Source organism: Pseudomonas sp. A125 (assembly GCF_055409485.1).
On record NZ_JBUZVP010000016.1, the window covers coordinates 97,354 to 119,865 of the forward strand.

23 protein-coding genes are annotated in these 22,512 nt (G+C 61.9%); 11 read left to right on the forward strand and 12 right to left on the reverse strand.

Annotation, left to right across the window (positions count from 1 at the left end):
- Positions 1-10: 10 nt before the first annotated feature.
- The 7 genes from ACZRN6_RS21540 to exaC all read right to left on the reverse strand — a co-directional run bounded on the left by ACZRN6_RS21540 (position 11) and on the right by exaC (position 7,823).
- Positions 11-841, reverse strand: a complete 831-nt coding sequence (locus ACZRN6_RS21540; protein ID WP_322147736.1) for a M90 family metallopeptidase — start codon at positions 839-841, stop codon at positions 11-13.
- 6 nt (positions 842-847) lie between these two features.
- Positions 848-1,504, reverse strand: a complete 657-nt coding sequence (locus ACZRN6_RS21545) for a DedA family protein (protein WP_464008802.1) — start codon at positions 1,502-1,504, stop codon at positions 848-850.
- A 272-nt stretch (positions 1,505-1,776) separates the two neighbouring features.
- Positions 1,777-2,235 (reverse strand): GNAT family N-acetyltransferase, encoded by a 459-nt coding sequence (locus tag ACZRN6_RS21550; protein WP_322147735.1) that lies wholly within the window; start codon positions 2,233-2,235, stop codon positions 1,777-1,779.
- 91 nt (positions 2,236-2,326) lie between these two features.
- Entirely contained in the window at positions 2,327-3,175 is an 849-nt protein-coding gene (gene eutC / locus ACZRN6_RS21555) for an ethanolamine ammonia-lyase subunit EutC (protein WP_464008803.1), read from the reverse strand.
- On the reverse strand, positions 3,172-4,566 hold the full coding sequence (locus tag ACZRN6_RS21560; RefSeq protein ID WP_464008804.1) for an ethanolamine ammonia-lyase subunit EutB: 1,395 nt from the start codon (positions 4,564-4,566) through the stop codon (positions 3,172-3,174). The genes eutC and ACZRN6_RS21560 overlap by 4 nt, the downstream gene beginning before the upstream one ends.
- Positions 4,567-4,630: 64 nt before the next feature.
- Positions 4,631-6,064, reverse strand: coding sequence for an ethanolamine permease (eat, locus tag ACZRN6_RS21565; RefSeq protein WP_322147731.1), 1,434 nt, complete (start codon positions 6,062-6,064; stop codon positions 4,631-4,633).
- A 238-nt stretch (positions 6,065-6,302) separates the two neighbouring features.
- Complete coding sequence (exaC, locus tag ACZRN6_RS21570; RefSeq protein WP_003219398.1) at positions 6,303-7,823, reverse strand: acetaldehyde dehydrogenase ExaC; 1,521 nt, start codon at positions 7,821-7,823, stop codon at positions 6,303-6,305.
- Between the two features lie 296 nt (positions 7,824-8,119).
- Between exaC and ACZRN6_RS21575 the strand changes: the two genes are divergently transcribed.
- The 4 genes from ACZRN6_RS21575 (at position 8,120) to ACZRN6_RS21590 (ending at position 12,338) form a co-directional block, all read left to right on the forward strand.
- On the forward strand, positions 8,120-10,024 hold the full coding sequence (locus tag ACZRN6_RS21575) for a sigma-54-dependent Fis family transcriptional regulator (protein ID WP_464008805.1): 1,905 nt from the start codon (positions 8,120-8,122) through the stop codon (positions 10,022-10,024).
- Positions 10,025-10,085: 61 nt separating this feature from the next.
- Positions 10,086-11,435 (forward strand): UDP-N-acetylmuramate:L-alanyl-gamma-D-glutamyl-meso-diaminopimelate ligase, encoded by a 1,350-nt coding sequence (gene mpl / locus ACZRN6_RS21580; RefSeq protein ID WP_464008806.1) that lies wholly within the window; start codon positions 10,086-10,088, stop codon positions 11,433-11,435.
- Positions 11,432-12,061, forward strand: a complete 630-nt coding sequence (ubiX, locus tag ACZRN6_RS21585) for a flavin prenyltransferase UbiX (protein ID WP_003219402.1) — start codon at positions 11,432-11,434, stop codon at positions 12,059-12,061. Before mpl ends, ubiX begins: the two co-directional genes overlap by 4 nt.
- Entirely contained in the window at positions 12,054-12,338 is a 285-nt protein-coding gene (locus ACZRN6_RS21590; RefSeq protein WP_322147728.1) for a YceK/YidQ family lipoprotein, read from the forward strand. Before ubiX ends, ACZRN6_RS21590 begins: the two co-directional genes overlap by 8 nt.
- 137 nt (positions 12,339-12,475) lie before the next feature.
- Here the strand turns inward: ACZRN6_RS21590 and ACZRN6_RS21595 are convergent, their stop codons facing one another.
- From ACZRN6_RS21595 to ACZRN6_RS21605, 3 genes are all read right to left on the reverse strand, one after another.
- Complete coding sequence (locus ACZRN6_RS21595) at positions 12,476-13,117, reverse strand: oxidoreductase (protein WP_010174756.1); 642 nt, start codon at positions 13,115-13,117, stop codon at positions 12,476-12,478.
- A gap of 27 nt (positions 13,118-13,144) precedes the next feature.
- Positions 13,145-14,863 carry a C13 family peptidase gene (locus tag ACZRN6_RS21600; protein ID WP_464008807.1) on the reverse strand — a complete coding sequence of 573 codons (1,719 nt, stop codon included), beginning with the start codon at positions 14,861-14,863 and terminating at the stop codon, positions 13,145-13,147.
- A gap of 102 nt (positions 14,864-14,965) precedes the next feature.
- Entirely contained in the window at positions 14,966-15,421 is a 456-nt protein-coding gene (locus ACZRN6_RS21605; RefSeq protein WP_322147726.1) for a MaoC family dehydratase, read from the reverse strand.
- A gap of 164 nt (positions 15,422-15,585) precedes the next feature.
- On the opposite strand from ACZRN6_RS21605, the gene ACZRN6_RS21610 reads away from it, so the two are divergent.
- From ACZRN6_RS21610 to ACZRN6_RS21620, 3 genes are read left to right on the forward strand one after another with little or no spacing between them, the layout of a single operon-like run.
- A complete protein-coding gene (locus ACZRN6_RS21610) occupies positions 15,586-15,939 on the forward strand; it encodes a CidA/LrgA family protein (RefSeq protein WP_322147725.1) in 354 nt (117 codons plus the stop codon).
- Positions 15,936-16,652, forward strand: coding sequence for an LrgB family protein (locus ACZRN6_RS21615; RefSeq protein WP_322147724.1), 717 nt, complete (start codon positions 15,936-15,938; stop codon positions 16,650-16,652). The genes ACZRN6_RS21610 and ACZRN6_RS21615 overlap by 4 nt, the downstream gene beginning before the upstream one ends.
- 21 nt (positions 16,653-16,673) lie before the next feature.
- Positions 16,674-17,267 (forward strand): LON peptidase substrate-binding domain-containing protein, encoded by a 594-nt coding sequence (locus tag ACZRN6_RS21620; protein ID WP_322147723.1) that lies wholly within the window; start codon positions 16,674-16,676, stop codon positions 17,265-17,267.
- Here ACZRN6_RS21620 and ACZRN6_RS21625 read toward each other — a convergent pair.
- Together ACZRN6_RS21625 and ACZRN6_RS21630 are read right to left on the reverse strand one after the other, a co-directional pair.
- Positions 17,261-18,577 (reverse strand): bifunctional DedA family/phosphatase PAP2 family protein, encoded by a 1,317-nt coding sequence (locus ACZRN6_RS21625; RefSeq protein ID WP_464008808.1) that lies wholly within the window; start codon positions 18,575-18,577, stop codon positions 17,261-17,263. The genes ACZRN6_RS21620 and ACZRN6_RS21625 overlap by 7 nt on opposite strands.
- Positions 18,578-18,689: 112 nt before the next feature.
- A complete protein-coding gene (locus ACZRN6_RS21630) occupies positions 18,690-19,373 on the reverse strand; it encodes a DNA-3-methyladenine glycosylase (protein WP_464008809.1) in 684 nt (227 codons plus the stop codon).
- 176 nt (positions 19,374-19,549) lie between these two features.
- Here ACZRN6_RS21630 and ACZRN6_RS21635 point away from each other — a divergent pair, with 176 nt between their 5' ends.
- The 4 genes from ACZRN6_RS21635 (at position 19,550) to rlmH (ending at position 22,500) form a co-directional block, all read left to right on the forward strand.
- Complete coding sequence (locus ACZRN6_RS21635; protein ID WP_464008810.1) at positions 19,550-20,815, forward strand: glutamate-5-semialdehyde dehydrogenase; 1,266 nt, start codon at positions 19,550-19,552, stop codon at positions 20,813-20,815.
- A complete protein-coding gene (gene nadD, locus ACZRN6_RS21640; RefSeq protein ID WP_322147718.1) occupies positions 20,815-21,459 on the forward strand; it encodes a nicotinate-nucleotide adenylyltransferase in 645 nt (214 codons plus the stop codon). The genes ACZRN6_RS21635 and nadD overlap by 1 nt, the downstream gene beginning before the upstream one ends.
- Positions 21,460-21,528: 69 nt before the next feature.
- A complete protein-coding gene (rsfS, locus tag ACZRN6_RS21645; protein WP_003215432.1) occupies positions 21,529-22,023 on the forward strand; it encodes a ribosome silencing factor in 495 nt (164 codons plus the stop codon).
- Positions 22,024-22,032: 9 nt separating this feature from the next.
- Positions 22,033-22,500, forward strand: a complete 468-nt coding sequence (gene rlmH, locus ACZRN6_RS21650) for a 23S rRNA (pseudouridine(1915)-N(3))-methyltransferase RlmH (protein WP_410019325.1) — start codon at positions 22,033-22,035, stop codon at positions 22,498-22,500.
- Positions 22,501-22,512: the final 12 nt, after the last annotated feature.

Genomic DNA, 22,512 nt, shown 5'->3' on the forward strand with positions numbered 1-22,512 from the left:
ATGCCATGCGTCAGACGTCGTAGGGCGCCTGGCGTTCAGTCTGATACCGCACGTCGCCGGCCTGCAGTAGATGCAAGCGTGCCAGGGGATCCTGGCGGTAGAAGTGGCTCAGTTGCTCGTACACCTGTGGATAGCTGCTGACCAGCAAATCCGGGGCACTGAAGAAGTACTCGCTGGTGACGGCGAAGAACTCGGCCGGGTTTTCCGCCGCGTAGGGGTCGATAGCGGTTTCGGCGTCCGGGTTGTGGTCGAGCTGGCGGTTGAGGTCGTCGAAGGCGCTTTGCATGACGCTGGCCCATTCCTGCACGCGCATGTGGCTGTGCAGCGGTGGCAGGCCGTTGGCGTCGCCGTTGAGCATGTCCAGCTTGTGGGCCAGTTCGTGGATGACCAGGTTGTAGCCTTCCCAGTTGCCGCTGGCCAGCACGCCGGGCCAGGCGAGGATCACGGGGCCCTGTTGCCAGGCTTCGCCGCTGTGTTCGCCGTCCCACTCGTGTTCCACGCCGCTGGCGTCGCGATGACGCTGGGGGCTGAGGAAGTCGTCGGGGTACAGCACGATCTCGTGGAAACCCTGGTACCAGTCGAGGTCGCCAAGGTTCATCAGCGGCAGTTGCGCTTGGGCTGCGAGCAGCAGGCGTTGTTCCTGGTGCAGTTCGACGCCGGGCAGGGCGGTGAGGTGCTTTTCGGCGAGGAACACCACACAGGCTTCCCGCAGCCACTGGTCTTGCTCGCCGGTGATGCCGTCGAGGAAGGTCAGGTGGTGGCGCACCCGCTGCCACGTTTCATCGGCAATCGGGTGCCTGGCCAGCAGGCGCCGGCGACGCCAGGCGCTGAGGGACCACATCGCCGGTTACTGCGGCTTGGCTTCGGAGGAGCTGCGGCCAAAGCGGCTGCGGAACACGCCGATGATCATCGGTACCAGCGACAGCAGGATGATGAACACCACCAGCAGCGACAGGTTTTTCTTGATGAACGGCACGTTGCCGAAGAAGTAGCCCAGGGTCACCAGGCCGCCCACCCACAAAATGGTGCCGAACACGCTGAAACCGAAGAAGCGCGGGTAAGGCATTTTCGCGATGCCTGCAACGAACGGTGCGAAGGTCCGCAGGATCGGCAGGAAGCGCGCCAGGGTTACGGTTTTGCCGCCGTGATTGTCGTAGAAGTCGTGGGTTTTTTGCAGATAGTCGCGGCGGAAGATTTTCGAGTTGGGGTTGCTGAACAAGCGTTCCCCGGCCGTTCGTCCGATTACGTAGTTGGTACTGTCACCCAGGATGGCCGCGAGCATCAGCAAGCCGCCCAACAATACCGGGTCCATGCCGCCACCTGCGGCGATGGCGCCGGCGATAAACAGCAACGAATCACCCGGCAGGAAGGGCATGACCACCAGGCCGGTTTCGCAAAAGATAACCAGGAACAGAATGGCGTAGATCCACACTCCGTAGTTTCTCACCAGCATGTCGAGGTACACGTCGAGATGCAGGATAAGGTCGAGCGGGTTGAAATCCATGGAGGGCACCTGTGTGAATGGCCTGGCTCAGCGGGCCTGTGCGGAGGCTTCGGGTAATAAGACTACAAGGTTGTGGCGTATTTCTTACGACCCTGAAAGGTCCGCATTATACGGATAGAGTCGTGAAAAGCGTGTTGGTTTTGTAGCGGGGAATGTCGCCATAGGAGCGGGCGTGCTCGCGAAAAACCTCAGCACACCGCGTTCATTCACTAAGAATGCGTCATCGTTATCGATGTTCGCGAGCAAGCTTGCTCCTACAGGGATAATTTTTGTCAGTCTTCACTGATCGGGAGCACGTAGTTTTTAAACTCGGTGTCTTCCTTGAAACCTATGGATTCGTAGGTTTTCTGCGCCACCTGATTGTCGCTGCTGGTGGACACACGCAGGCGCACCGCGTGAGTTTCCTTGGCCATCTTCTTCGCGGTACGCATCAGGTTGTCGGCCACCAGCTGGCGGCGAGCGTCTTCGGCCACGTAGATGTCGTTGAGGATCCATACGCGTTTGAGGGACAGTGAGGAAAAACTTGGATACAGCTGGCAAAAGCCGAGCAGCTTTTTGTCATCGTCATCGGCAAGTGCCAGGTAGATCACGGATTCCTTGCGGCGCAGGCGTTTTTCGAGGAACGCGCGGCTTGAATCAGGAAATGGCAATGCGCCGTAAAACTCGCGGTATTTGACGAAAAGCGGGGTCAACAGGTCCAGGTGTTCCAGGGTCGCTTGAGTTATCCGCATGCCAGGCCTCAACTTACAATGGGGTATGACCACTCGAGCGGCCGTGTCTTGATGCTGCCTAAAGCGCAGAAAAAGCGCAATCGTGCAGGGATCAGTCCTCCGGTGGGCTGAGGAGGAAGTTGCCTTTCATCAGGTCGGGATCGTCCGATTCAAGTGTCTGAATCTGTGCTTCATCCTTGAGATTGACCCCCGACAGCTGCCGGCGACAGGCCTCACGCATCAAGTAAAGCAGCCGATGCGCGGCCATGCCGTAACTCAAGCCTTCCAGGCGCACATTGGAGATGCAGTTGCGGTACGCGTCGGTGAGGCCGACCCTGGGGTTGTAGGTGAAGTACAGCCCCAGGCTGTCCGGCGAACTGAGCCCCGGCCGTTCGCCGATCAGGATCACCACCATTTTCGCCCCCAGCAACTGGCCGATTTCATCGGCGACGGCCACGCGGCCCTGCTCCACCAGAATCACCGGCGACAGCGACCAGCCTTCAGTGTGGGTTTGCTCCTCCATACGTGTAAGAAACGCCAGCGTATGTTTATGCACCGCCAGCGCCGACAAGCCGTCGGCCACTACCACCGCCAGGTCCACGCCGCCCGGGTTGGCTTCGGCGTAATCCCGCAGGGCCTGGGCCGATTCATCGCTCAGGCGTCGGCCCAGGTCCGGGCGTTGCAGGTAGCTATGCCGGTCCACAGCGGCGCTGTGCAGCAGCAGGCTGTCGCGGCCACGTTCGGCCAATTGGCTGCTCAACCCTACATGATCAAACGGCAGGTGTACCGCGTCCCGGGCCTGGGCGTGGGCGAATTGAAAGTCCAGCTGCGCGCCGGTAGGGATGCTGGTGCCGGTACGGCCCAGGGCGATCCGCGCCGGGGTCAGGCGCCGCAGCTCCAGCCACGGGTTGTCCACGTTGTTCTCCGGGGTGTCGATGTGCACAGGCGGTTCCTTCTTCATCCCAGTTGCGCCAGGGCGTGGCGGAATGCCGGCGGCAGGCTGTTGCCGAAGTGCACCTTGCCGTCGACTTGCGTGAAGATGCCCATTTTTGCCAGCCACTGTTCAAACTCCGGCGCCGGCTTTAAACCCAATGTTTGTCGGGCGTAGAGCGCGTCGTGGAACGAGGTGGTCTGGTAGTTGAGCATGATGTCGTCGGAGCCCGGGATGCCCATGATGAAGTTGATCCCGGCGACACCCAGCAGGGTCAGCAGGGTGTCCATGTCGTCCTGGTCGGCTTCGGCGTGGTTGGTGTAGCAAATGTCGCACCCCATCGGCACGCCCAGCAGCTTGCCGCAGAAGTGGTCTTCGAGGCCGGCGCGGATGATCTGCTTGCCGTTGTACAGGTACTCGGGGCCGATAAAGCCGACCACGGTGTTCACCAGAAACGGCTTGAAATGCCGGGCCACCGCGTAGGCGCGGGTTTCGCAGGTTTGCTGGTCGACGCCAAAATGCGCGTTGGCCGACAAGGCGCTGCCCTGGCCGGTTTCGAAATACATCAGGTTTTGCCCGAGGGTGCCGCGGTTCAGGCTCAAGCCCGCGTCGTAGCCTTCCTGCAGCACGCTCAGGCTGATGCCGAAACTGGCGTTGGCGGCTTCGGTGCCGGCGATGGACTGGAACACCAGGTCCAGCGGCACGCCGCGGTTGATGGCCTCGATGGAGGTGGTGACGTGGGTGAGCACGCAGGCCTGGGTCGGGATTTCGTAGCGCTGGATGATCGCGTCGAGCATTTCCAGCATGGCGCAGATCGAGGCGATGCTGTCGGTGGCCGGGTTGATGCCGATCATGGCGTCGCCATTGCCGTAGAGCAGGCCGTCGAGAATGCTTGCGGCGATGCCGGCGGGTTCGTCGGTGGGGTGGTTGGGCTGCAGGCGGGTGGACAGGCGCCCGCGCAGACCCATTGTGCCGCGAAACTTGGTGACGACACGGATCTTCTGCGCCACCAGGACCAGGTCCTGCACGCGCATGATCTTCGACACGGCGGCGGCCATTTCCGGCGTCAGCCCGGGCGCCAGGGCGCGCAGGCTTTGCTCGTCGGCCGCGTCACTGAGCAGCCAGTCCCGCAGACCGCCGACGGTCAGGTGGCTGACCACGGAAAACGCCTGTTTATCGTGGGTATCGATGATCAGCCGGGTGACTTCGTCGCTTTCGTACGGGATCAACACTTCCTCAAGAAAGTGCTTCAACGGAATATTCGCCAGCGCCATTTGCGCCGCCACCCGCTCGCCGTCGTTCTGCGCCGCAACGCCGGCCAGGAAATCCCCGGAGCGTGCCGGGCTGGCCTTGGCCATCACGTCCTTGAGGCTGTCAAAGCGGTAGGTCAATGCGCCGACCGCGTGGGAAAAACTTGCCATACAGAGTCTCCTTGTCGGCGCGGGCAGAATGTGAGTAAAGCGCCCGCACCGAGATTTACGGCGTTTAGTGCAAGGCGGCCTCTGCGGCCTGGATCGCCGCAAATTCTTCTTCCGGCGTGCCTGCTACCAAGTGATGCCGACTGTAGAAAGCAAAGTAAGCAATTAATACTCCATAGATGATCGCCGCGCCAATGACCACGCGCGGATCCACCAGAAAGCCCGCCACCACGGCGATACAGGCCAGTACCAGCGCGACACCCGAGGTGAAGACGCCGCCCGGTGTGCGGTACGGGCGGTCCATTTTGGGGCGGCGGATGCGCAAGGTGATGTGCGCGGCCATCATCAGCACGTAGGAAATGGTCGCGCCGAACACGGCGACCAGGATCAGCAAATCACCCTGGCCGGTCAGCGACAGACCAAACCCGATGATCCCGGGAATGATCAGGGCCAATACTGGCGCCTTGCTCTTGTTGGTCTGCGACAGCTTGCGCGGCAGGTAGCCCGCGCGGGACAGGGCGAAGATCTGCCGGGAGTAGGCATAGATGATCGAGAAAAAGCTCGCGATCAAGCCGGCCAGGCCCACCAGGTTGACGAAGTGGCCCATCCACGTGGAGCCGCCGTACGCCTTGGACAACGCCTCCACCAGCGGATTGCCCGAGGCCATCAGCGCGTAGGCACCGGCGCCGCCCGGGGCGATCACCAAAATCAGCAGGGCGAAGCTGGCCAGCACCACAATGGCGCCGATCAGGCCGCGCGGCAGGTCGCGTTTTGGGTTCTTGGTTTCTTCGGCGGCGAGCGGCACGCCTTCGACGGCCAAAAAGAACCAGATGGCATAGGGAATCGCCGCCCATACGCCCACATAGCCGAACGGCAGAAAGGTGCTGGCGCCCTTGGCCTCGGTCACCGGAATGTCCAGCAGGTTGGCGACACTGAAGTGCGGCACCATCGCCACCAGGAACACGCCCAGGGCAATTGCGGCGACAGCGGTAATCACAAACATCAGCTTCAACGCTTCACCCACGCCGAAGATGTGGATGCCGATAAAGATGATGTAGAACGCCAGGTAGATCATCCAGCCGCCGATGCCGAACAGCGACTCGCAATAGGCGCCGATAAACACCGCGATAGCGGCGGGGGCGATGGCGTATTCGATCAGGATTGCGGTGCCGGTGAGGAACCCGCCCCAGGGGCCGAAGGCGCTGCGGGCAAAGCCGTAGCCGCCGCCGGCAGTAGGAATCATGGAAGAGAGTTCGGCCAGGGAGAAACACATGCACAGGTACATGGTGGCCATCAGCAGTGTGGCGAGGAACATACCGCCCCAGCCACCCTGGGCCAGGCCGAAGTTCCAGCCGGCGTAGTCGCCGGAGATCACGTAGGCAACCCCGAGGCCAACTAACAGCACCCAGCCGGCGGCGCCTTTTTTCAGTTCGCGTTGTTGGAAGTATTCGGTACCGACTTTTTCAAAGTCGACGGAAGACCCTGTGGGTTCGCTAGGCATAAAAAGTACCTTTAGTTCTTATTGTTTTATCCCGGCTTACTTCAGCCGAATGAGAGGCGCAGGGCTTATGAAGATCAACTGTGGGAGCTGGCTTGTTGTGGTGAGGGGGCTTGTCCCCCGTCGGGTTCACCACCGATTGACGGGGCTGCTTCGCAGCCCAGCGCGGGGCAAACCCGCTCGCCACAGCAAGCCAGCTCCCACACTTGATTGCATTTCAAATGTGGGAGCGGGTTGTTAGTTAGAAGAAGCCCAGCGGATTGATGTCGTAACTCACCAGCAAGTTTTTGGTCTGCTGATAGTGATCGAGCATCATCTTGTGGGTCTCACGGCCCACACCGGACTTCTTGTAACCACCGAACGCGGCATGCGCCGGGTACAGGTGATAGCAGTTGGTCCACACGCGCCCGGCCTTGATCGCCCGGCCCATGCGGTACGCGCGGTTGATGTCGCGGGTCCACAAACCGGCACCCAAGCCAAACTCGGTGTCGTTGGCAATCGCCAGGGCTTCGGCTTCGTCCTTGAACGTGGTGATACTCACCACCGGGCCAAAGATTTCTTCCTGGAACACCCGCATTTTGTTAGTGCCCTTGAGCAGGGTCGGCTGGATGTAATAGCCGGTGGCCAGGTCGCCGGTCAGTTTCTCGACCTTGCCGCCGGTCAGCAGCTCGGCGCCTTCGCCCTTGGCGATTTCGAGGTACGACAGGATCTTGTCGAATTGCTGCTCGGACGCCTGGGCGCCGACCATGGTGTCGGTGTCCAGCGGGTCGCCGCGTTTGATCGACTCGACCTTCTTCATCACCACTTTCATGAAGTCGTCGTAGATCGACTCTTCCACCAGCGCGCGCGAAGGGCAGGTGCACACTTCGCCCTGGTTGAAGAACGCGAGCACCAAACCTTCGGCAGCTTTTTCGATGAATTGCGGCTCGGCTTTCATGATGTCGGCGAAGAAGATGTTCGGCGACTTGCCGCCCAGTTCAACGGTGGACGGAATGATGTTCTCGGCGGCCGCATGCATGATGTGCGAGCCCACGGGCGTAGAACCGGTGAAGGCGATCTTGGCGATGCGCTTGCTGGTGGCCAGGGCTTCGCCGGCTTCTTTGCCGTAGCCATGAACCACGTTTAACACGCCGGGCGGCAGCAGGTCGCCGATCAGTTCCATCAGCACGTTAATGCCCAGCGGGGTTTGCTCGGCGGGTTTGAGCACCACGCAGTTACCGGCGGCCAGGGCCGGCGCGAGTTTCCAGGCGGCCATCAGCAGCGGGAAGTTCCACGGGATGATCTGGCCGACCACGCCCAATGGCTCGTGGAAGTGATAGGCGGCGGTGTGTTCGTTGATTTCGGCGCTGCTGCCTTCCTGAGCGCGGATGCAGCCGGCGAAGTAGCGGAAGTGGTCAGCGGCCAGGGGGATGTCGGCGTTCAGGGTTTCGCGCACGGCTTTGCCGTTGTCCCAGGTTTCGGTGATGGCCAGCAGCTCGAGGTTCTGTTCAATGCGGTCGGCGATTTTCAGCAGCACCAGCGAGCGGTCCTGGGCCGAGGTTTTGCCCCAGGCGTCAGCGGCGGCGTGAGCGGCGTCCAGGGCCTTGTCGATATCCTTGGCCGTGGAACGCGGGAATTCGGCGATGGGCTTGCCGTTGACCGGCGAGGTGTTGGTGAAATAGTTGCCGTCGACCGGCGCGACAAACTCACCGCCGATGTAGTTGCCGTACTTGGCCTTGAACGAAACGATAGCGCCTTCAGTACCGGGGTGTGCGTAACGCATGGTGGGTATCTCCTGGCTTTTGTGTTTATTGGAGGACGCACGGTTGTGCTTGGTAAAGCGTAGAGCAAAGGTCGGGCCAGTGCCTTGCAGTGCCCGTAAATCAAGGGGTTGGGCTTTGTCGCAAACCGTTGCTGTGACACAGTCGGTACAGCCTGGGTGACAGTTTGTGCCATAAACGGTACAGCCTGTGACCCATGGGTCTGGTCGGGATTGCAATGGTCGGGGCGCTGGAGGATGCTGGGCATTCGCGCGCGGTCTGTTGGTGATGTAGTTCACGCAGGGAGAATAATAAGAACATGCAAAACGATCATTTCAGTCGCCATGCCCAGCAAGTCCTGACTGTCACCCGTGGCCAGGACCCGTTGCACGGCCCCGGCAGCGACCCGTCTATCGCCCGCTCCTGGCTGCGTTGCCTTGAGGACTACCACCTCGACCCCGCACTCACCATGGCCCCCACGGTGCTCGAACATGGTCGCCTGCTGGAAAGTCGCGAACGCCTGCAGCAAGTGTTGAGCATCGCCGGCAGCGAAATGAACAGCCTGCATCAGCAGCTCTCCGGCGCCGGCCATGCAGTATTGCTGACCGATGCGCGCGGGGTGATTCTCAACTGTGTCACCGCACCCAGCGAGCGCAAGATCTTCGAGCGTGCCGGGCTGTGGCTGGGCGCCGACTGGAGCGAGGCCTGCGAAGGCACCAACGGCATCGGCACCTGCCTGGTGGAGCGCCAGTCCCTGACCATTCATCGTGACGAACACTTCCGTGGCCGGCATACCGGCCTTACCTGCTCGGCCAGCCCGGTATTTGACCCGCATGGCGAGTTGCTGGCGGTGCTGGATGTGTCTTCGGCCCGGGAAGCGGTGTCGCGTCAAAGCCAGTTCCACACCATGGCGCTGGTCAATCTTTCGGCAAAGATGATCGAGAGCTGTTACTTCCTGCGGCATTTTGAAAACCACTGGTTGCTGCGCTTTCATTTGCAGGCCGAATCTGTGGGCCTGTTCAGCGAAGGGTTGCTGGCGTTCGATGGCGAAGGGCGCATTTGTGCGGTCAACCAGAGTGCGTTGAACCTGCTCGGGCAAATTCGTGGCGGGTTGCTGGGGCAGCCGGTGGAGGCGTTTTTCGATTGTTCGCTGGATGAGTTGCTCGGGCGTGCCAGCGTCAATGCCAGCGCCAGTTGGCCGCTGCGTACCCGTGATGGCAGAGGGTTGTTCGCAGTACTGCGCGGCCAGCCACGCAGCGTACCTGCCCCGGTGCCACAGGTTTTACCCGAACGGCCGCGGCTGCCGGGCATTTGCCTGGGGGATGTTGCGCTGCAAAACGATTTTCGCAAGGCGTTGCGGGTGTTTGAGCGCGACGTGCCGTTGCTGGTCAATGGCGAAACCGGCTCCGGAAAGGAGGCGTTTGCCAAGGCGGTGCACCATGCCAGCCTGCGGGCCGACAAAGCCTTTATCGCGCTGAACTGTGCGGCCATCCCCGAAAGCCTGATCGAAAGCGAGCTGTTCGGTTATCGCGGCGGCAGTTTCACCGGCGCCCGCAAGGAAGGCATGCGCGGCAAGCTGCAACAAGCGGATGGCGGCACATTGTTTCTGGATGAGATCGGCGACATGCCACTGGCCTTGCAAACCCGGCTATTAAGGGTGCTGGAAGACCGACTGGTGGTGCCTATCGGCGGCGAGCCGCAGGCGGTGAACGTCAGAATCATCAGCGCCACCCACCGTAATTTGCTGGAGCGCGTGCAGGACGGCAGCTTTCGCGAAGACCTGTACTACCGGCTCAATGGTCTGGAAATCGCCTTGCCGCCATTGCGCGAGCGCAGCGACAAGACGCAGTTGCTGGACTTTTTGCTGGCAGAGGAGGCGGGCGACCAGCCGGTATTGCTGGACAGCGCCGCGCGCCAGGCGCTCCTGGCCTTTGCCTGGCCAGGCAATGTGCGGCAGTTGCGTACGGTATTGCGCACCCTGGCGGCGTTGTGTGACGACGGGCGGATTGGGTTTGAGGACTTGCCGGCGGTCATCCGCCAGGCGCGCCCGCAGCCTGTGGTAGTGGAGGACCCTTCGGATTCCCCCCTGGACGATGCGGAGCGCCTGGCGTTGCTCAATGTCCTGGGGCAGCAGCGCTGGCACATGAGCCACACCGCGGAGCAGCTGGGTGTCAGCCGCAACACGTTGTATCGAAAACTGCGTAAACACGGGATCGCCCGTTAGCTAAAGAGTGCGAATTTTCCCACCCTACGCTAACCTGCCTCGATGTTTTACGAGGTCGACTATGCACATTCATATTCTCGGTATTTGCGGTACGTTCATGGGCTCGATGGCGGTGTTGGCCAAAGAGTTGGGCCACCATGTGACGGGCTCCGATGCCAACGTTTACCCGCCCATGAGCACGCAACTGCAAGCCCAGGGCATTGAGCTGACTCAAGGCTACGACCCGGCGCAGTTCGATCCGGCCCCCGACCTGGTGGTGATCGGCAATGCCATGAGCCGCGGCAATCCGGCGGTGGAATATGTGCTGAATAAAGGTTTGCCGTATGTGTCGGGCCCGCAATGGCTGGCCGACCATGTGCTGCAGGGCCGTTGGGTGCTGGCCGTGGCCGGTACCCACGGCAAGACCACCACCAGCAGCATGCTGGCCTGGGTACTGGAGCACGCGGGCATGAGCCCGGGGTTCCTGATTGGTGGCGTGCCGCAGAATTTCTCGGTGTCGGCGCGCCTCGGTGACACGCCGTTTTTTGTTATCGAGGCTGACGAATACGACAGCGCGTTCTTCGACAAACGCTCCAAGTTCGTTCACTATCGCCCGCGCACGGCGATCCTGAATAACCTGGAGTTCGATCATGCAGACATCTTCCCTGATCTGGCGGCCATTGAGCGGCAGTTCCACCACTTGGTGCGTACCATTCCAAGCGAAGGCCTGGTGATTCACCCCACCACCGAGCCGGCCCTGCAACGCGTGATTGAGATGGGCTGCTGGACCCCGGTACAAACCACCGGTGCGGGCGGCCAATGGCAGGTCAAGCTGCTGAGTGAAGACGGTTCGAAATTTGAGGTCCTGTTCGAAGGCGTCGCTCAAGGCATCGTCGATTGGGACATGACGGGCCAGCATAACGTCGCCAATGCGTTGGTCACCTTGGCGGCTGCGCGGCATGTCGGCGTGGTGCCGTCCATGGGCATCGCGGCCCTGAGCGCATTCAAGAGCGTCAAGCGCCGGATGGAAAAGGTCGCTGAAGTGAATGGGGTTACCATCTACGACGACTTTGCCCACCACCCGACGGCAATCGCCACCACCCTGGATGGCTTGCGCAAACGTGTAGGCGACGCCCAGGTGATCGCGATTATCGAACCACGCTCCAACTCCATGAAGCTGGGCGCCCACCGTGATGGTTTGCCGGAAAGCGTCAACGATGCCGACCACGTGTTTTGGTATGCACCGGCCAATCTTGGCTGGGACCTGCCCGCCATCGCCGCGCTGTGCACGGTGCCGTCGATCTGCTGCGACTCGCTGGAAGGCATCATCGAACACGTGAAGCACCTGGCCAAGCCAGGCACCCACGTGGTGATCATGAGCAATGGCGGCTTCGGCGGCCTGCACGGCAAACTGGCTGAGGCACTGAAATGAGCGGCCCGGAACGCGTCACCCTGGCGATGACCGGCGCCTCGGGCGCGCCGTATGGCTTGCGCCTGCTGGACTGCCTCGTGCGCGAAGACCGCGAGGTGCACTTCCTGATCTCCAAGGCGGCGCAACTGGTGCTGGCCACCGAGACCGATGTCGCGTTGCCGCCCAAGGTGCAGATGATGCAGGCCTTCCTCACCGAGTACACCGGTGCGGCGGCGGGGCAGATCAAGGTCTATGGCAAGGAAGACTGGATGTCGCCGGTGGCTTCGGGCTCTGGCGCGCCGGCCGCGATGGTGGTGGTGCCGTGTTCCACCGGGACGTTGTCGGCGATTGCCACGGGCGCCTGCAACAACCTGATCGAGCGTGCAGCAGACGTGACCTTGAAGGAGCGTCGCCAGTTGATTCTGGTGCCACGCGAGGCGCCGTATTCGAGCATTCATCTGGAGCACATGCTCAAGCTGTCGAACATGGGCGTGACCATCTTGCCGGCATCGCCTGGCTTCTATCACCAGCCGCAAACCATCGATGACCTGGTGGACTTTGTGGTGGCGCGGATTCTAAACCTGCTGAACATTCCCCAGGACATGCTCCCGCGTTGGGGCGAGCACCATTTGAGCAGCGATGAATAAACTCTTGATGGTGTTGCTGGCGCTGCAACTGGGCGGTTGCGCGACTGCGCGCACGCTGGACGCGGCTCAACCCGGCGCGCCGGTGGTGTACGCCGGGACGCGGCTGGACATGTATGCGATTCAGGGCGGGTGCTGCGCGATGGACCGCTTTGGTGCCGAGGCGCCGAGCTATCCCCATGTCGACCTGCCGGCCAGCGCCTTGCTTGACACGCTGCTGTTGCCGCTGTCGGTGCTGACGGTGCTGGGGGTTGGGTTTAACGCGACGGGCGGGCTGTAGGGCCTGAAAGGGTCGGCGCCTGTGCCGGCCTCATCGCAGGCAAGCCAGCTGCCACTTGAGACTGTGTTCGCCATGACAGCGCGGTCAAAGTGGGAGTCGGGCTTGCCCGCGATGAGGCCCGTCGCCTCACTGAAAAATTACTTGCCGAGCTTGCGCAGCTCATCCGACTCCACAACTCGCACCCCATCCTGCTCTTCCAGCGCCAGCCGCCACATCGCCCGCGCCAGCTCGCACACTTCAATGCCGTGGTACTTGCCCGGAATCAGCCGCGACAATGGCCCGGCCAGTTGTTCGGCCAGCCGTGGCTCCAACCGCTCACCCAGCAGCAGCGAAGGACGCACGATGGTCAGTTGCGGCCAACCCTGGGCCTTCAATGCCTGTTCCATCTCGCCCTTGACCCGGTTGTAGAAGATCGAGGATTTCGGGTCGGCGCCAATCGCGCTGATCACGATCAGGTGCCGCGCGCCCATTTCCCGAGCGCGCTTGGCAAAAGCCACGACCATGTCCAGGTCGACGGCGCGGAAGGCCTCTTCGGAGCCCGCCTGCTTGATGGTGGTGCCCAGGCAGCAGAAGGCGATGTCCACCTGGCCGCTCAGTTGCGGCAAGAACACCGCCGGGTCGCCCACCGGGTTTTCCAGGTGCGGGTGCTCGGCCAGAGGCTTGCGGCTCGGTGCCAGCACCCGGGTCACGGTCGGCTCGTTGAGCAGGCGGTCCAGCAGGTGTTCCCCGGTCAGGCCGGAGGCTCCGGCGAGCAATATGTGCTGAGGCGTCAGGTACATGATGTTTCCCCCTTATACAGATTCAGCTTAGTTGCTCTTGGCTTCCTTGCTATTCATTGAGACGCTTTCCAGCGCTTTTCGTGCCTGTTGTTTACGCAATAATTGCCAGTGGGCAATCACGCCCTTGGGAGCCCAGATCTGCGGTTCGGAGGCCTCGAAGTTATCTGCCTGTTCGCGTTCGGCCACGTGGGTTTGCGCCAGCTTGAAGGCTTGCTGCAAGTCGTCGGTCTGGTTGAAGGCCTGGGCGAAGAGGGCATCACCGAAGTAGGTGAAGTCGGCTTCTTCAGAGCAGCCGAACGACACGCGGTCAGCCCGCGAGGCGGTCATGATCAGGGTGTGCTCGTCCTTCAGGGCCGGGATGAAACCACCGGAGTAGCAGGCTGAAATCACGATGATCTTGTCGCGGTTCTTCAGCGGTGCGAGCACGGCGGCCAGCTCATCGGCCGGCAGGTCGGCCAGCTCCATGCGCGGCTGGTCGAGCACCAGTTCGTGCTCATGGGTGCCGTGGCTGGTCAGGTAGATGAACACCAGGTCTTCGGGGCCACTGCGTTCGGCCAGGGTCTGGACCGAGCGGCGCAGGCTTTCGCGGGTGGCCATGGGGCGGTCGGCGATGTGGTCGCGGTGGTTCACCAGGCGGATCTGGCCACGGGCGCCAAAGCGGGTGGCGAGCATGTTGCTGACGTAGTCGGCTTCACGCAGGAACACGCTTTGTTTACCGTCACCGGCCACCACCAGGGTATAGAGCTCTACCGCCGAAGTAGAAGCGGGCACCGCAGCAAGGGCGGCATCGAGCAAGCGGCCTTGGGCCAGCAAGCCGGTTTCCAGTGGGTCGGGCAACAGCTTGCCATCGGCATCGCGCACGCGCATGCCGTTGACCCAGGTGCCGGCTTGCACGGTGCCGTCGGTGAGTACCAGGGTGCCGCGCCCTTGATAGCTGTCGCTGTCGAACCCGCCGACATAGAAGCTGCCGTCGGTAAGGTTCAGGCGGCCAGGGCCGGTGAAGCGCCAATCAGCAAATTGCCCGACGTAGTGGCTGCCGTCGATACCAATCAGTTCGCCCTTGCCGCTGAGGGCGCCTTCCTTGAATTCGCCGATCCACACGTCGCCGTCGGCGTTTTCGTAGCGGCCCTTGCCGTTGAGCTGGTTCTGTTTGAAATGGCCGATGTACATGTCGCCATCGGCGCTGTTGAAGGTGCCGTTGCCCTCCAGTTGGCCATCCACGAAGTGGCCGCTGAACTGGTTGCCGCTGTCGTCGTTGCGCTGGCCTTCACCATTGGGCTTGCCGTGGGCGAACTGGCCCTGGTATTGGCTGCCGTCGGCCAGTTCGAGGCGACCTAAGCCGGAGTACTGGTCGTCCTTGAATTCGCCGCGATAGGTCATCTGCCCTTCCTTGAGGGTGCCTTCGCCGTTGCGCTTGCCTTGCTTGAAACCGCCGACATAGCTGTTGCCCAGCGTGGTCAGGCTGCCCTGGCCGTCGAACAGGCCTTGCTGGAACTGGCCTTTATAGACCTCGCCGTTGCTGCCATGCCATTCGCCCTGGCCGTGCCACTGGCCTTTGTCGAACTGGCCGGCGTACCAACTGCCATTGGGGTAGTCCACCCGGCCCTGGCCTTGCAACAAGCCATTGACCACATCGCCGCGGTAGCGACCGCCATCGGGCAGCCGCGCATCGGGCGGCAACAGCGATTCGCCATCGCCACACGCGGTGAGCAACAGGGCAAGAGCAAGGGGAGCGAGTGGGCGCATAGCGGGATCCGGATAATTGAGCGCCGAGTATGCCGCAGCTGCGAGATCTATACATAAATTTACATGAATTGTGGTGAGCGGCCAGGCTCACCACAGCAGGGCTCAGACGAAGCAGAGTGACAGCGACTCGGCTATATAGGCAGGCTTTTCCTGGCCATCGATTTCCAGGGTGCAGGTGGCCTTGAGCAACCATTGCCCGGGCTTCTTCTCGGTGGCGTCGGTCAGGGTCACGGCCAGCCGCACCCTGGAATCGACCTTCACCGGCTGGATGAAGCGTACGCTGTCCAGGCCATAGTTGACCGCCATCTTCAGGCCTTCGGGCATGATCAGGATGTCTTCGATCAACTTGGGTATCAGCGACAGCGACAGGAAACCGTGGGCAATGGTGCCGCCGAACGGTGTCTGGGCGGCTTTAACCGGGTCGACATGGATGAACTGAAAATCGCCGGTGGCCTCGGCGAACAGGTTGATGCGTGCCTGATCGATAGTGAGCCATGCGGAACGTCCCAGTTCCTTGCCGACATAATCCTTGAGTTGCGCTACGGGTACTGAGGGCATTGCGACTCTCCTTGGTTCATCATTTTGTATTTTTGGACCGGTCCCGAGAACCAATGTAGATCATCACGGGCACTTGGGCCGGTCAACCCACCATGCTTTTGGCGAATGCCGTTCCATAGGGACGGCGTGCTTATAATGCCGGTACGTTTCAGGGGGGGAGAACGATGCTGTTACGCGGTCTGACATGGCTGGTGCTGTTCCAATTGCTCGGCACGGCGCTCAATCATTTGTTTGTCCCGGTGTTGCCGGGGCCGATTATTGGCCTGCTGTTGATGCTGGCATTCCTGATATGGCGCGGCGAAGTCGGTGAGCCCCTGAGCCAGGCGGCGAGCAGCCTGCTGCGCTACCTGCCGTTGCTGCTGGTGCCGCCGGCCGTGGGTGTGATGGTGTATGCCAAGGACATCGCCGCCGACTTCTGGGCTATCGTCGGCGCGTTGGTGCTGTCGTTGGTGATCGCCATGGGCTTTATCGGCGTGCTGATGCAGCATATGGTCAAGCGCAAGGAGAAGGGGCAATGATCTTCGACTGGGACGGCGCGTGGACGGCAGTCATCCATCATCCGCTGTTCGGCATTGGCATCACCCTTGGCGCCTATCAACTGGTGCTGGCCGGTTTCGAGAAAACCCGCTGGATTTTCCTGCAGCCGGTGCTGGTGTCGATGCTGCTGGTGATCGGCGTGTTACTTGGGTGTGGCCTGACGTACGCCGAGTACCGCAAGAGCACCGAGATCATGAGCATCCTGCTGGGCCCGGCGACGGTAGCCCTGGCGGTGCCGCTTTACCTGAATCTGCGACGGATTCGCCAATTGTTCTGGCCGATTTTTACTACGCTTGTGGTGGGCGGTGTATTGGCCACCGGCCTGTGCGTGCTGTTGGGGTGGTGGTTTGGCGCTGAACACATGATGCTGATGACCATGGCGCCCAAGTCCGTGACCTCGCCGATTGCGATGTTGGTGGCCGAGCAGATCGGCGGCGTGGCGGCATTGGCGGCAGTGTTTGTGCTGATCACCGGGGTGATCGGCGCGATGATCGGGCCGGCGTATTTGTCGCGCCTGGGCGTGCACAGCCCCGAGGCGCGCGGCATGGCATTGGGCATGACCGCTCACGCCGTGGGCACCTCGGTGGCCTTGCAGGAAAGCGAAGAGACCGGCGCCTTTGCGGCGCTGGCCATGAGTTTGATGGGCGTGGCCACGGCAGTCTTCCTGCCGTTGGCCGTGTCGCTGGTTATTTAAGTCGGGTTTAAGGAAACCTTTATGAGTCTGGCGCTTTTCCCGCTCAATACCGTGCTGTTTCCCGGGTGCACCCTTGACCTGCAATTGTTCGAGGCGCGCTACCTGGACATGATCAGCCGCTGCATGAAAAAGGGCGAAAGCTTTGGCGTGGTGTGCATCCTCGACGGCAAGGAAGTGGGGCTGGCGCCGGATGGCTATGCGTTGATTGGCTGCGAAGCACTGATTCGCGACTTCAAGCAGCAGGACAATGGCCTGCTGGGAATTCGGGTCGAGGGCGGCCGGCGTTTCCGCGTGCGTGATGCCGGTGTGCAGAAGGACCAACTGCTGGTGGCACAAGTGCAGTGGCTGGACGAACAGCCCGAGCAGCCGCTGGAAGAGGAGGACGCTGACCTGCTGGCGCTGCTCCACGCCCTGGCCGAGCATCCGATGGTTGCGTCGCTGGACATGGGCACTCATGCCGATGGCCAGCAAGCGCTGGGCAATCAGTTGGCCTACTTGCTGCCCTTCACCGAGGCCGACAAGATCGACCTGCTGCAACTTGACGACCCGCAGCAACGGTTGGACGCGATCCAGCTATTACTGGATGAGCTGCAGGGCGAACTGTTTACTCAGTAGGCGTACCTGAGCAGCGCATGGGACGTGCCGGTAAACGCAATCGCGCCGAGCACTGCGCCACACACCGGCAGGATCAACCACCAGACTTTCGGCGGCATCGGCGGCAACAGGCTGCGGTGCTGGCTGAAGGTCAGGCTGAAGGCACAGACCGTCATCGCCAGCAGGGTGCCCGCCAGGATATCCGTCGGCCAGTGCGCGCCCAGGTACACCCGGGAAATCGCGATGGTGGCGGCGGGAATGCAGCCCAGCACCAGCCAGGTCAGGCGCAGGCGGGTCGGTTGACCACGGCCGGCCAGCACTGCCAATGCCAGAAAGAACGCAAACGAGCCGGATGCGTGGCCGCTGGGCATGCTGAAACTGGTGAGTGGGTCGGTCAGCACTTCCGGGCGCATCCGCGCAAAAAACAGCTTGGTCCCGGTGTTGATCAGCGCGGCGCCCAGCAGGGTGGCGCCGACAAAGATTGCCTGGCGCCATTGGCGCATCACGACCAGCAGGCCCGTCAACACGGCGCTGGCGACAAACATCTTCTTGAACTCCCCGAGCTGGGTCACCATCACCATGGCCCGGTCGATCGCCGGGCCGCGGTGTTCCTGCACCAGCGCCATCAAGCCCTGGTCAAAGTCGTTCAGGTGCGGATAGCCAATAAACAGTGCGATCAGCAATGCACCACCGATGCAGCCAATCCACAGCGTGGCGCGCCGATGGCCGCGCAGGCTGCTGTTGAGGCTTACGCCGATCAATACGGCGAGGCACGCGGCGACGATGCCGGCCTCTGGCCAGAAACCTTCTGGCAATGGCAGGCGCAAGGCCGCGCCGGTGGCCCAGCCTGGTAGCAGGTACACCACCGCCCAGCCTGCGCCGGCCAGCAGGCTCACCGCAGCAAAGCGCGGGAAGGGCATGTCGCACATGCCCGCGACCATCGGCAACATCGGCCGCAGCGGGCCAATAAAACGTCCTACCAGCAGGCTGGCGATGCCGTACTTGTGGAAGTAGGTCTCCGCACCGCTGATCCATTCAGGGTGGTGCCGCAGGCCGGGGAGACGCCGGATATTCTGATGGAAATGGCGCCCCAGGAAGTAGGAAACAACATCACCCACCACGCCGCCAAGGAAGCCCAGCAACAGGGTTTCTCCTAGTGGCAACGCGCCACTGCCAGCCAATGCAGCGATGGCAAACAGCAATACCGTGCCCGGTACGATCAGGCCGGCGATTGCCAGGCACTCCACGCACGCCACGACAAACACCGCCACCGCCAGCCATTGCGGGTTCAGGGACAGCCAGCCGGTAATTCCATCGAGCCATGGGCCCATAAAAACAACTCCCTTTTGTAGATCGTCCTTGTAGGAGCCCGGCTTGCCGGCGATGGCGTCCTTGGGTCCGCTATCGCCGGCAAGCCGGGCTCCTACAGGTTTATGTATGTTTTCAAATCAAAAAATAGTCGCGACCTTCGACCTGGCCCCGGCGCAGCGGGTTCCGAGTGCAATACGGGGCGTAACCGGCATCCACAAAACGGTACATCAGGTGTTCATCGCGCCCGCCGGGAATGCCCAGGCGGGTGGTCTGGATAATCTGCCCGGGTGCCAGACCCACGTCTTCGACGTACAGAAGCTCCTGATCAAAGCGCTTGGCATCCCACATCGGCACCTTCAAGCCCAAGGCCTTGCACAGCAGGGTCTGGCCGGCACACAACTTTTGCGAGGTGCGAGGCCGGCCACTGGCATCCGGGTTGTTCAACAGCATCTGGGCCAGGCTGGCCGGGCCGGACAACTCATCGACCCATGGATAGGCCGATTTGATCAGCACCGCATTGCCTGGGCCGTGGGCGCTGAAGTTCAGCGAATCACCGCCGCGGGCGTAGTACATGTAGATGTGCCCGCCATCCAGAAACAAAGCCTTACGCTTTTCTGTGTAGCCCAGGGACGCGTGGCTGCCTTTTTCGGCGAGGTAATAGGCTTCGGTTTCGATAATTCGCGCCGACAGCCACAAATCGCCCACGCGATGGCGAATCACTTTTCCCAGCAATTCCCGCGCGAGCAGTTGCGCGTCGCGGTCGAAAAAGCCGTCGGGCAGGGCGTTTACAGGGGTTGGCGGGGCAAGAGTGGGCATGGCGACCAAAGGTAACACGGCTAAATGTGACAGGATGATAACAACTCCAGCCTTAATTCCCGCTGAACGTCGGGTTTTTACAGTTCATTTCGACCATCCGCCCCTCACCGCTGTCAGTCGCGCTGCGTCACAGCTATAATCTGCCGCTTTCCTCTTTGCCAAGACCCCACCAGACCATGACTGAGTCCGTTCTTGACTACATGACCCGCCTGGGTCGCGCTGCCCGTCAGGCCTCGCGGTTGATCGCCCGTGCGAGCACTGCGCAGAAGAACCGCGCCTTGCTGGCGGCTGCCGACGCTCTGGATGCCTCGCGCTCCGAGCTGACGGCTGCCAATGAACTGGATTTGGCCAATGGCCGTGCCAACGGCCTGGAGCCTGCCTTGCTGGACCGCCTGGCGCTGACGCCAGACCGCATCGACGACATGATCGAAGGTTTGCGTCAGGTGGCCAAGCTGCCGGACCCCATCGGTGAAATCCGCGACATGCGCTACCTGCCTTCGGGCATCCAGGTCGGCAAGATGCGCGTGCCCCTGGGCGTGATCGGTATCATCTATGAGTCGCGCCCGAACGTGACCATCGACGCCGCGAGCCTGTGCCTCAAGTCCGGCAACGCCACCATCCTGCGGGGCGGCTCCGAGGCCATCAATTCCAACCGTGCCATCGCCGCGTGCATTCAGCAGGGCCTGGCCGTGGCCGATTTGCCGGCCGAAGTGGTGCAAGTGGTTGAAACCACCGACCGCGCCGCCGTTGGCGCATTGATCACCATGCCCGAGTTCGTCGACGTGATCGTGCCACGCGGTGGCAAGAGCCTGATCGAGCGTGTGAGCCGTGATGCCAAGGTGCCGGTTATCAAGCACCTGGATGGCGTCTGCCACGTGTTCATCGACATCGCCGCCGACCTCGACAAGGCGATCCGCATCGCCGACAACGCCAAGACCCACCGCTACGCCCCGTGCAACACCATGGAAACCCTGTTGGTGCACGCCGGCATCGCCGAGCGCGTGCTGCCGCCGCTGGCTGCCATCTACCGCGACAAGGGCGTTGAACTGCGTGGTTGCGAGCGCACCCGGGCGATCCTCGGCAGCGACGTGATCGAAGCCACCGAGCAGGACTGGTACACCGAGTACACGGCGCCGATCCTGTCGATCCGCATCGTTGACGACCTGGACCAGGCCATCGACCACATCAACCAATACGGCTCCAAGCACACCGATGCCATTGTCACCGAGCATTTCAGCGATGCCCGGCGTTTCCTCAACGAAGTGGATTCCGCTTCGGTGATGGTCAACGCCTCCACGCGCTTTGCCGACGGCTTCGAATATGGCCTGGGGGCGGAGATCGGTATTTCCACCGACAAGCTCCACGCACGCGGCCCGGTTGGCCTGGAAGGGCTGACCAGCGAGAAGTACGTGGTGTTCGGTGACGGTCATGTGCGCACTTGATGGGTAAACGCATCGGGCTGCTCGGCGGCACCTTCGACCCCGTGCACATTGGCCATTTGCGCAGTGCACTGGAAGTCGCCGAAGCCCTCGGGCTGGATGAGCTGCGCCTGGCACCGAATGCCCGGCCGCCCCATCGCGACACGCCGCAAGTGTCTGCGCAGCAGCGCCTGGAGATGGTCCGCCTCGCTGTGGCCGGCATTGCACCGCTGGTGGTGGACGACCGCGAACTCAAGCGCGACAAACCGTCCTACACTGTCGACACCCTGGAACTGATGCGGGCCGAGTTGGCCGCGGATGACCAGTTATTTCTACTTTTGGGCTGGGACGCGTTTTGCGGCCTGCCCACTTGGCACCGCTGGGAAGAGTTGCTCCAGCATTGCCACATCCTGGTGCTGCAACGCCCGGATGCCGACGCAGAATCGCCGGATGCCTTGCGCAACCTGCTGGCAGCGCGGTCGGTAAGTGACCCATTGGCCCTGACCGGGCCGAGCGGGAATATTGCATTCGTCTGGCAAACCCCGCTTGCGGTGTCTGCCACCCAGATCCGTCAACTGCTGGCCAGCGGGAAGTCGGTACGTTTCCTGGTGCCTGACGCGGTCCTGGCCTACATCGATGCGCACGGGCTTTACCGTGCGTCGAACTGAAAAGGCGCGCTTGAACGCACGAACATTCGTGCAGCGAGCGCCCGAACATACGAGCAAAACGAGTTTTATATGACGAACAAAGACGTAAGCAAAGTTAAGCGCAAAGGCACGTTCAAGAGCGCTCCTCTGCCAGTAGAAGCCCACACCGGCCCTGAGCTGGCCGGCGAAGAGCTGGTCAAGGTTGCCGTGGCTGCCCTGGAAGACGTTAAAGCCCAGGACATTCAAGTCCTGGACGTGCGCGACAAGCAGAGCATCACCGACTTCATGATCATCGCCACCGGTACCTCCAACCGCCAGATCGGCGCGATGCTGGACAAGGTTCGCGAAGCGGTCAAAGCCCAAGGCGTCAAGCCACTGGGTGAAGAAGGCAAGGGCGACAGCGACTGGGTGCTGTTGGACATGGACGACGTGATCGTTCACATGATGACCAGCAACGCCCGTCAGTTCTACGACCTGGAGCGTCTGTGGAAAGGCGCCGAACAGAGCCGTGCCGCTGATGGCAAGCACCACAGCCCTGAAGTTGGCCACGCGCACTTCGACAAGCTCAACAAAGACCAGGAATAAGGAACGGCTGTGCGCCTGCGTCTGATCGCTGTCGGTTCACGCATGCCCAAGTGGGTGGAAGAAGGCTGGCATGAATATGCCAAGCGCCTGCCATCCGAACTGGCGCTGGAACTGGTGGAAATACCGCTCAATACCCGGGGCAAGAATGCCGACGTGGCCCGCTTTATCCGTCAGGAAGGCGAAGCCATGTTGGCCAAGGTCGGGCCCAACGAGCGGATCGTGACCCTCGAAGTGCACGGCAAGCCCTGGAGCACCGAGCAGTTGGCGGTGGAACTGGACCGCTGGCGCCTGGATTCGCGCACGGTCAACTTCATGGTCGGCGGCCCCGAGGGGCTGGCGCCGCAAGTCTGCGCGCGGGCTGACCAGCGCTGGTCGCTGTCGCCGCTGACGCTGCCGCACCCGCTGGTAAGGATTCTGATCGGTGAACAGCTGTATCGCGCCTGGACAGTCCTGTCCGGGCACCCTTATCACAAATAATCTGCGCCCTGC

Coding starts and splice junctions, on each gene's coding strand:
- ACZRN6_RS21540 (WP_322147736.1), bottom strand. CDS start 841: ATGTGGTCCCTCAGCGCCTGGCGTCGCCGGCGCCTGCTGGCCAGGCAC.
- ACZRN6_RS21545 (WP_464008802.1), bottom strand. CDS start 1,504: ATGGATTTCAACCCGCTCGACCTTATCCTGCATCTCGACGTGTACCTC.
- ACZRN6_RS21550 (WP_322147735.1), bottom strand. CDS start 2,235: ATGCGGATAACTCAAGCGACCCTGGAACACCTGGACCTGTTGACCCCG.
- eutC (WP_464008803.1), bottom strand. CDS start 3,175: ATGAAGAAGGAACCGCCTGTGCACATCGACACCCCGGAGAACAACGTG.
- ACZRN6_RS21560 (WP_464008804.1), bottom strand. CDS start 4,566: ATGGCAAGTTTTTCCCACGCGGTCGGCGCATTGACCTACCGCTTTGAC.
- eat (WP_322147731.1), bottom strand. CDS start 6,064: ATGCCTAGCGAACCCACAGGGTCTTCCGTCGACTTTGAAAAAGTCGGT.
- exaC (WP_003219398.1), bottom strand. CDS start 7,823: ATGCGTTACGCACACCCCGGTACTGAAGGCGCTATCGTTTCGTTCAAG.
- ACZRN6_RS21575 (WP_464008805.1), top strand. CDS start 8,120: ATGCAAAACGATCATTTCAGTCGCCATGCCCAGCAAGTCCTGACTGTC.
- mpl (WP_464008806.1), top strand. CDS start 10,086: ATGCACATTCATATTCTCGGTATTTGCGGTACGTTCATGGGCTCGATG.
- ubiX (WP_003219402.1), top strand. CDS start 11,432: ATGAGCGGCCCGGAACGCGTCACCCTGGCGATGACCGGCGCCTCGGGC.
- ACZRN6_RS21590 (WP_322147728.1), top strand. CDS start 12,054: ATGAATAAACTCTTGATGGTGTTGCTGGCGCTGCAACTGGGCGGTTGC.
- ACZRN6_RS21595 (WP_010174756.1), bottom strand. CDS start 13,117: ATGTACCTGACGCCTCAGCACATATTGCTCGCCGGAGCCTCCGGCCTG.
- ACZRN6_RS21600 (WP_464008807.1), bottom strand. CDS start 14,863: ATGCGCCCACTCGCTCCCCTTGCTCTTGCCCTGTTGCTCACCGCGTGT.
- ACZRN6_RS21605 (WP_322147726.1), bottom strand. CDS start 15,421: ATGCCCTCAGTACCCGTAGCGCAACTCAAGGATTATGTCGGCAAGGAA.
- ACZRN6_RS21610 (WP_322147725.1), top strand. CDS start 15,586: ATGCTGTTACGCGGTCTGACATGGCTGGTGCTGTTCCAATTGCTCGGC.
- ACZRN6_RS21615 (WP_322147724.1), top strand. CDS start 15,936: ATGATCTTCGACTGGGACGGCGCGTGGACGGCAGTCATCCATCATCCG.
- ACZRN6_RS21620 (WP_322147723.1), top strand. CDS start 16,674: ATGAGTCTGGCGCTTTTCCCGCTCAATACCGTGCTGTTTCCCGGGTGC.
- ACZRN6_RS21625 (WP_464008808.1), bottom strand. CDS start 18,577: ATGGGCCCATGGCTCGATGGAATTACCGGCTGGCTGTCCCTGAACCCG.
- ACZRN6_RS21630 (WP_464008809.1), bottom strand. CDS start 19,373: ATGCCCACTCTTGCCCCGCCAACCCCTGTAAACGCCCTGCCCGACGGC.
- ACZRN6_RS21635 (WP_464008810.1), top strand. CDS start 19,550: ATGACTGAGTCCGTTCTTGACTACATGACCCGCCTGGGTCGCGCTGCC.
- nadD (WP_322147718.1), top strand. CDS start 20,815: ATGGGTAAACGCATCGGGCTGCTCGGCGGCACCTTCGACCCCGTGCAC.
- rsfS (WP_003215432.1), top strand. CDS start 21,529: ATGACGAACAAAGACGTAAGCAAAGTTAAGCGCAAAGGCACGTTCAAG.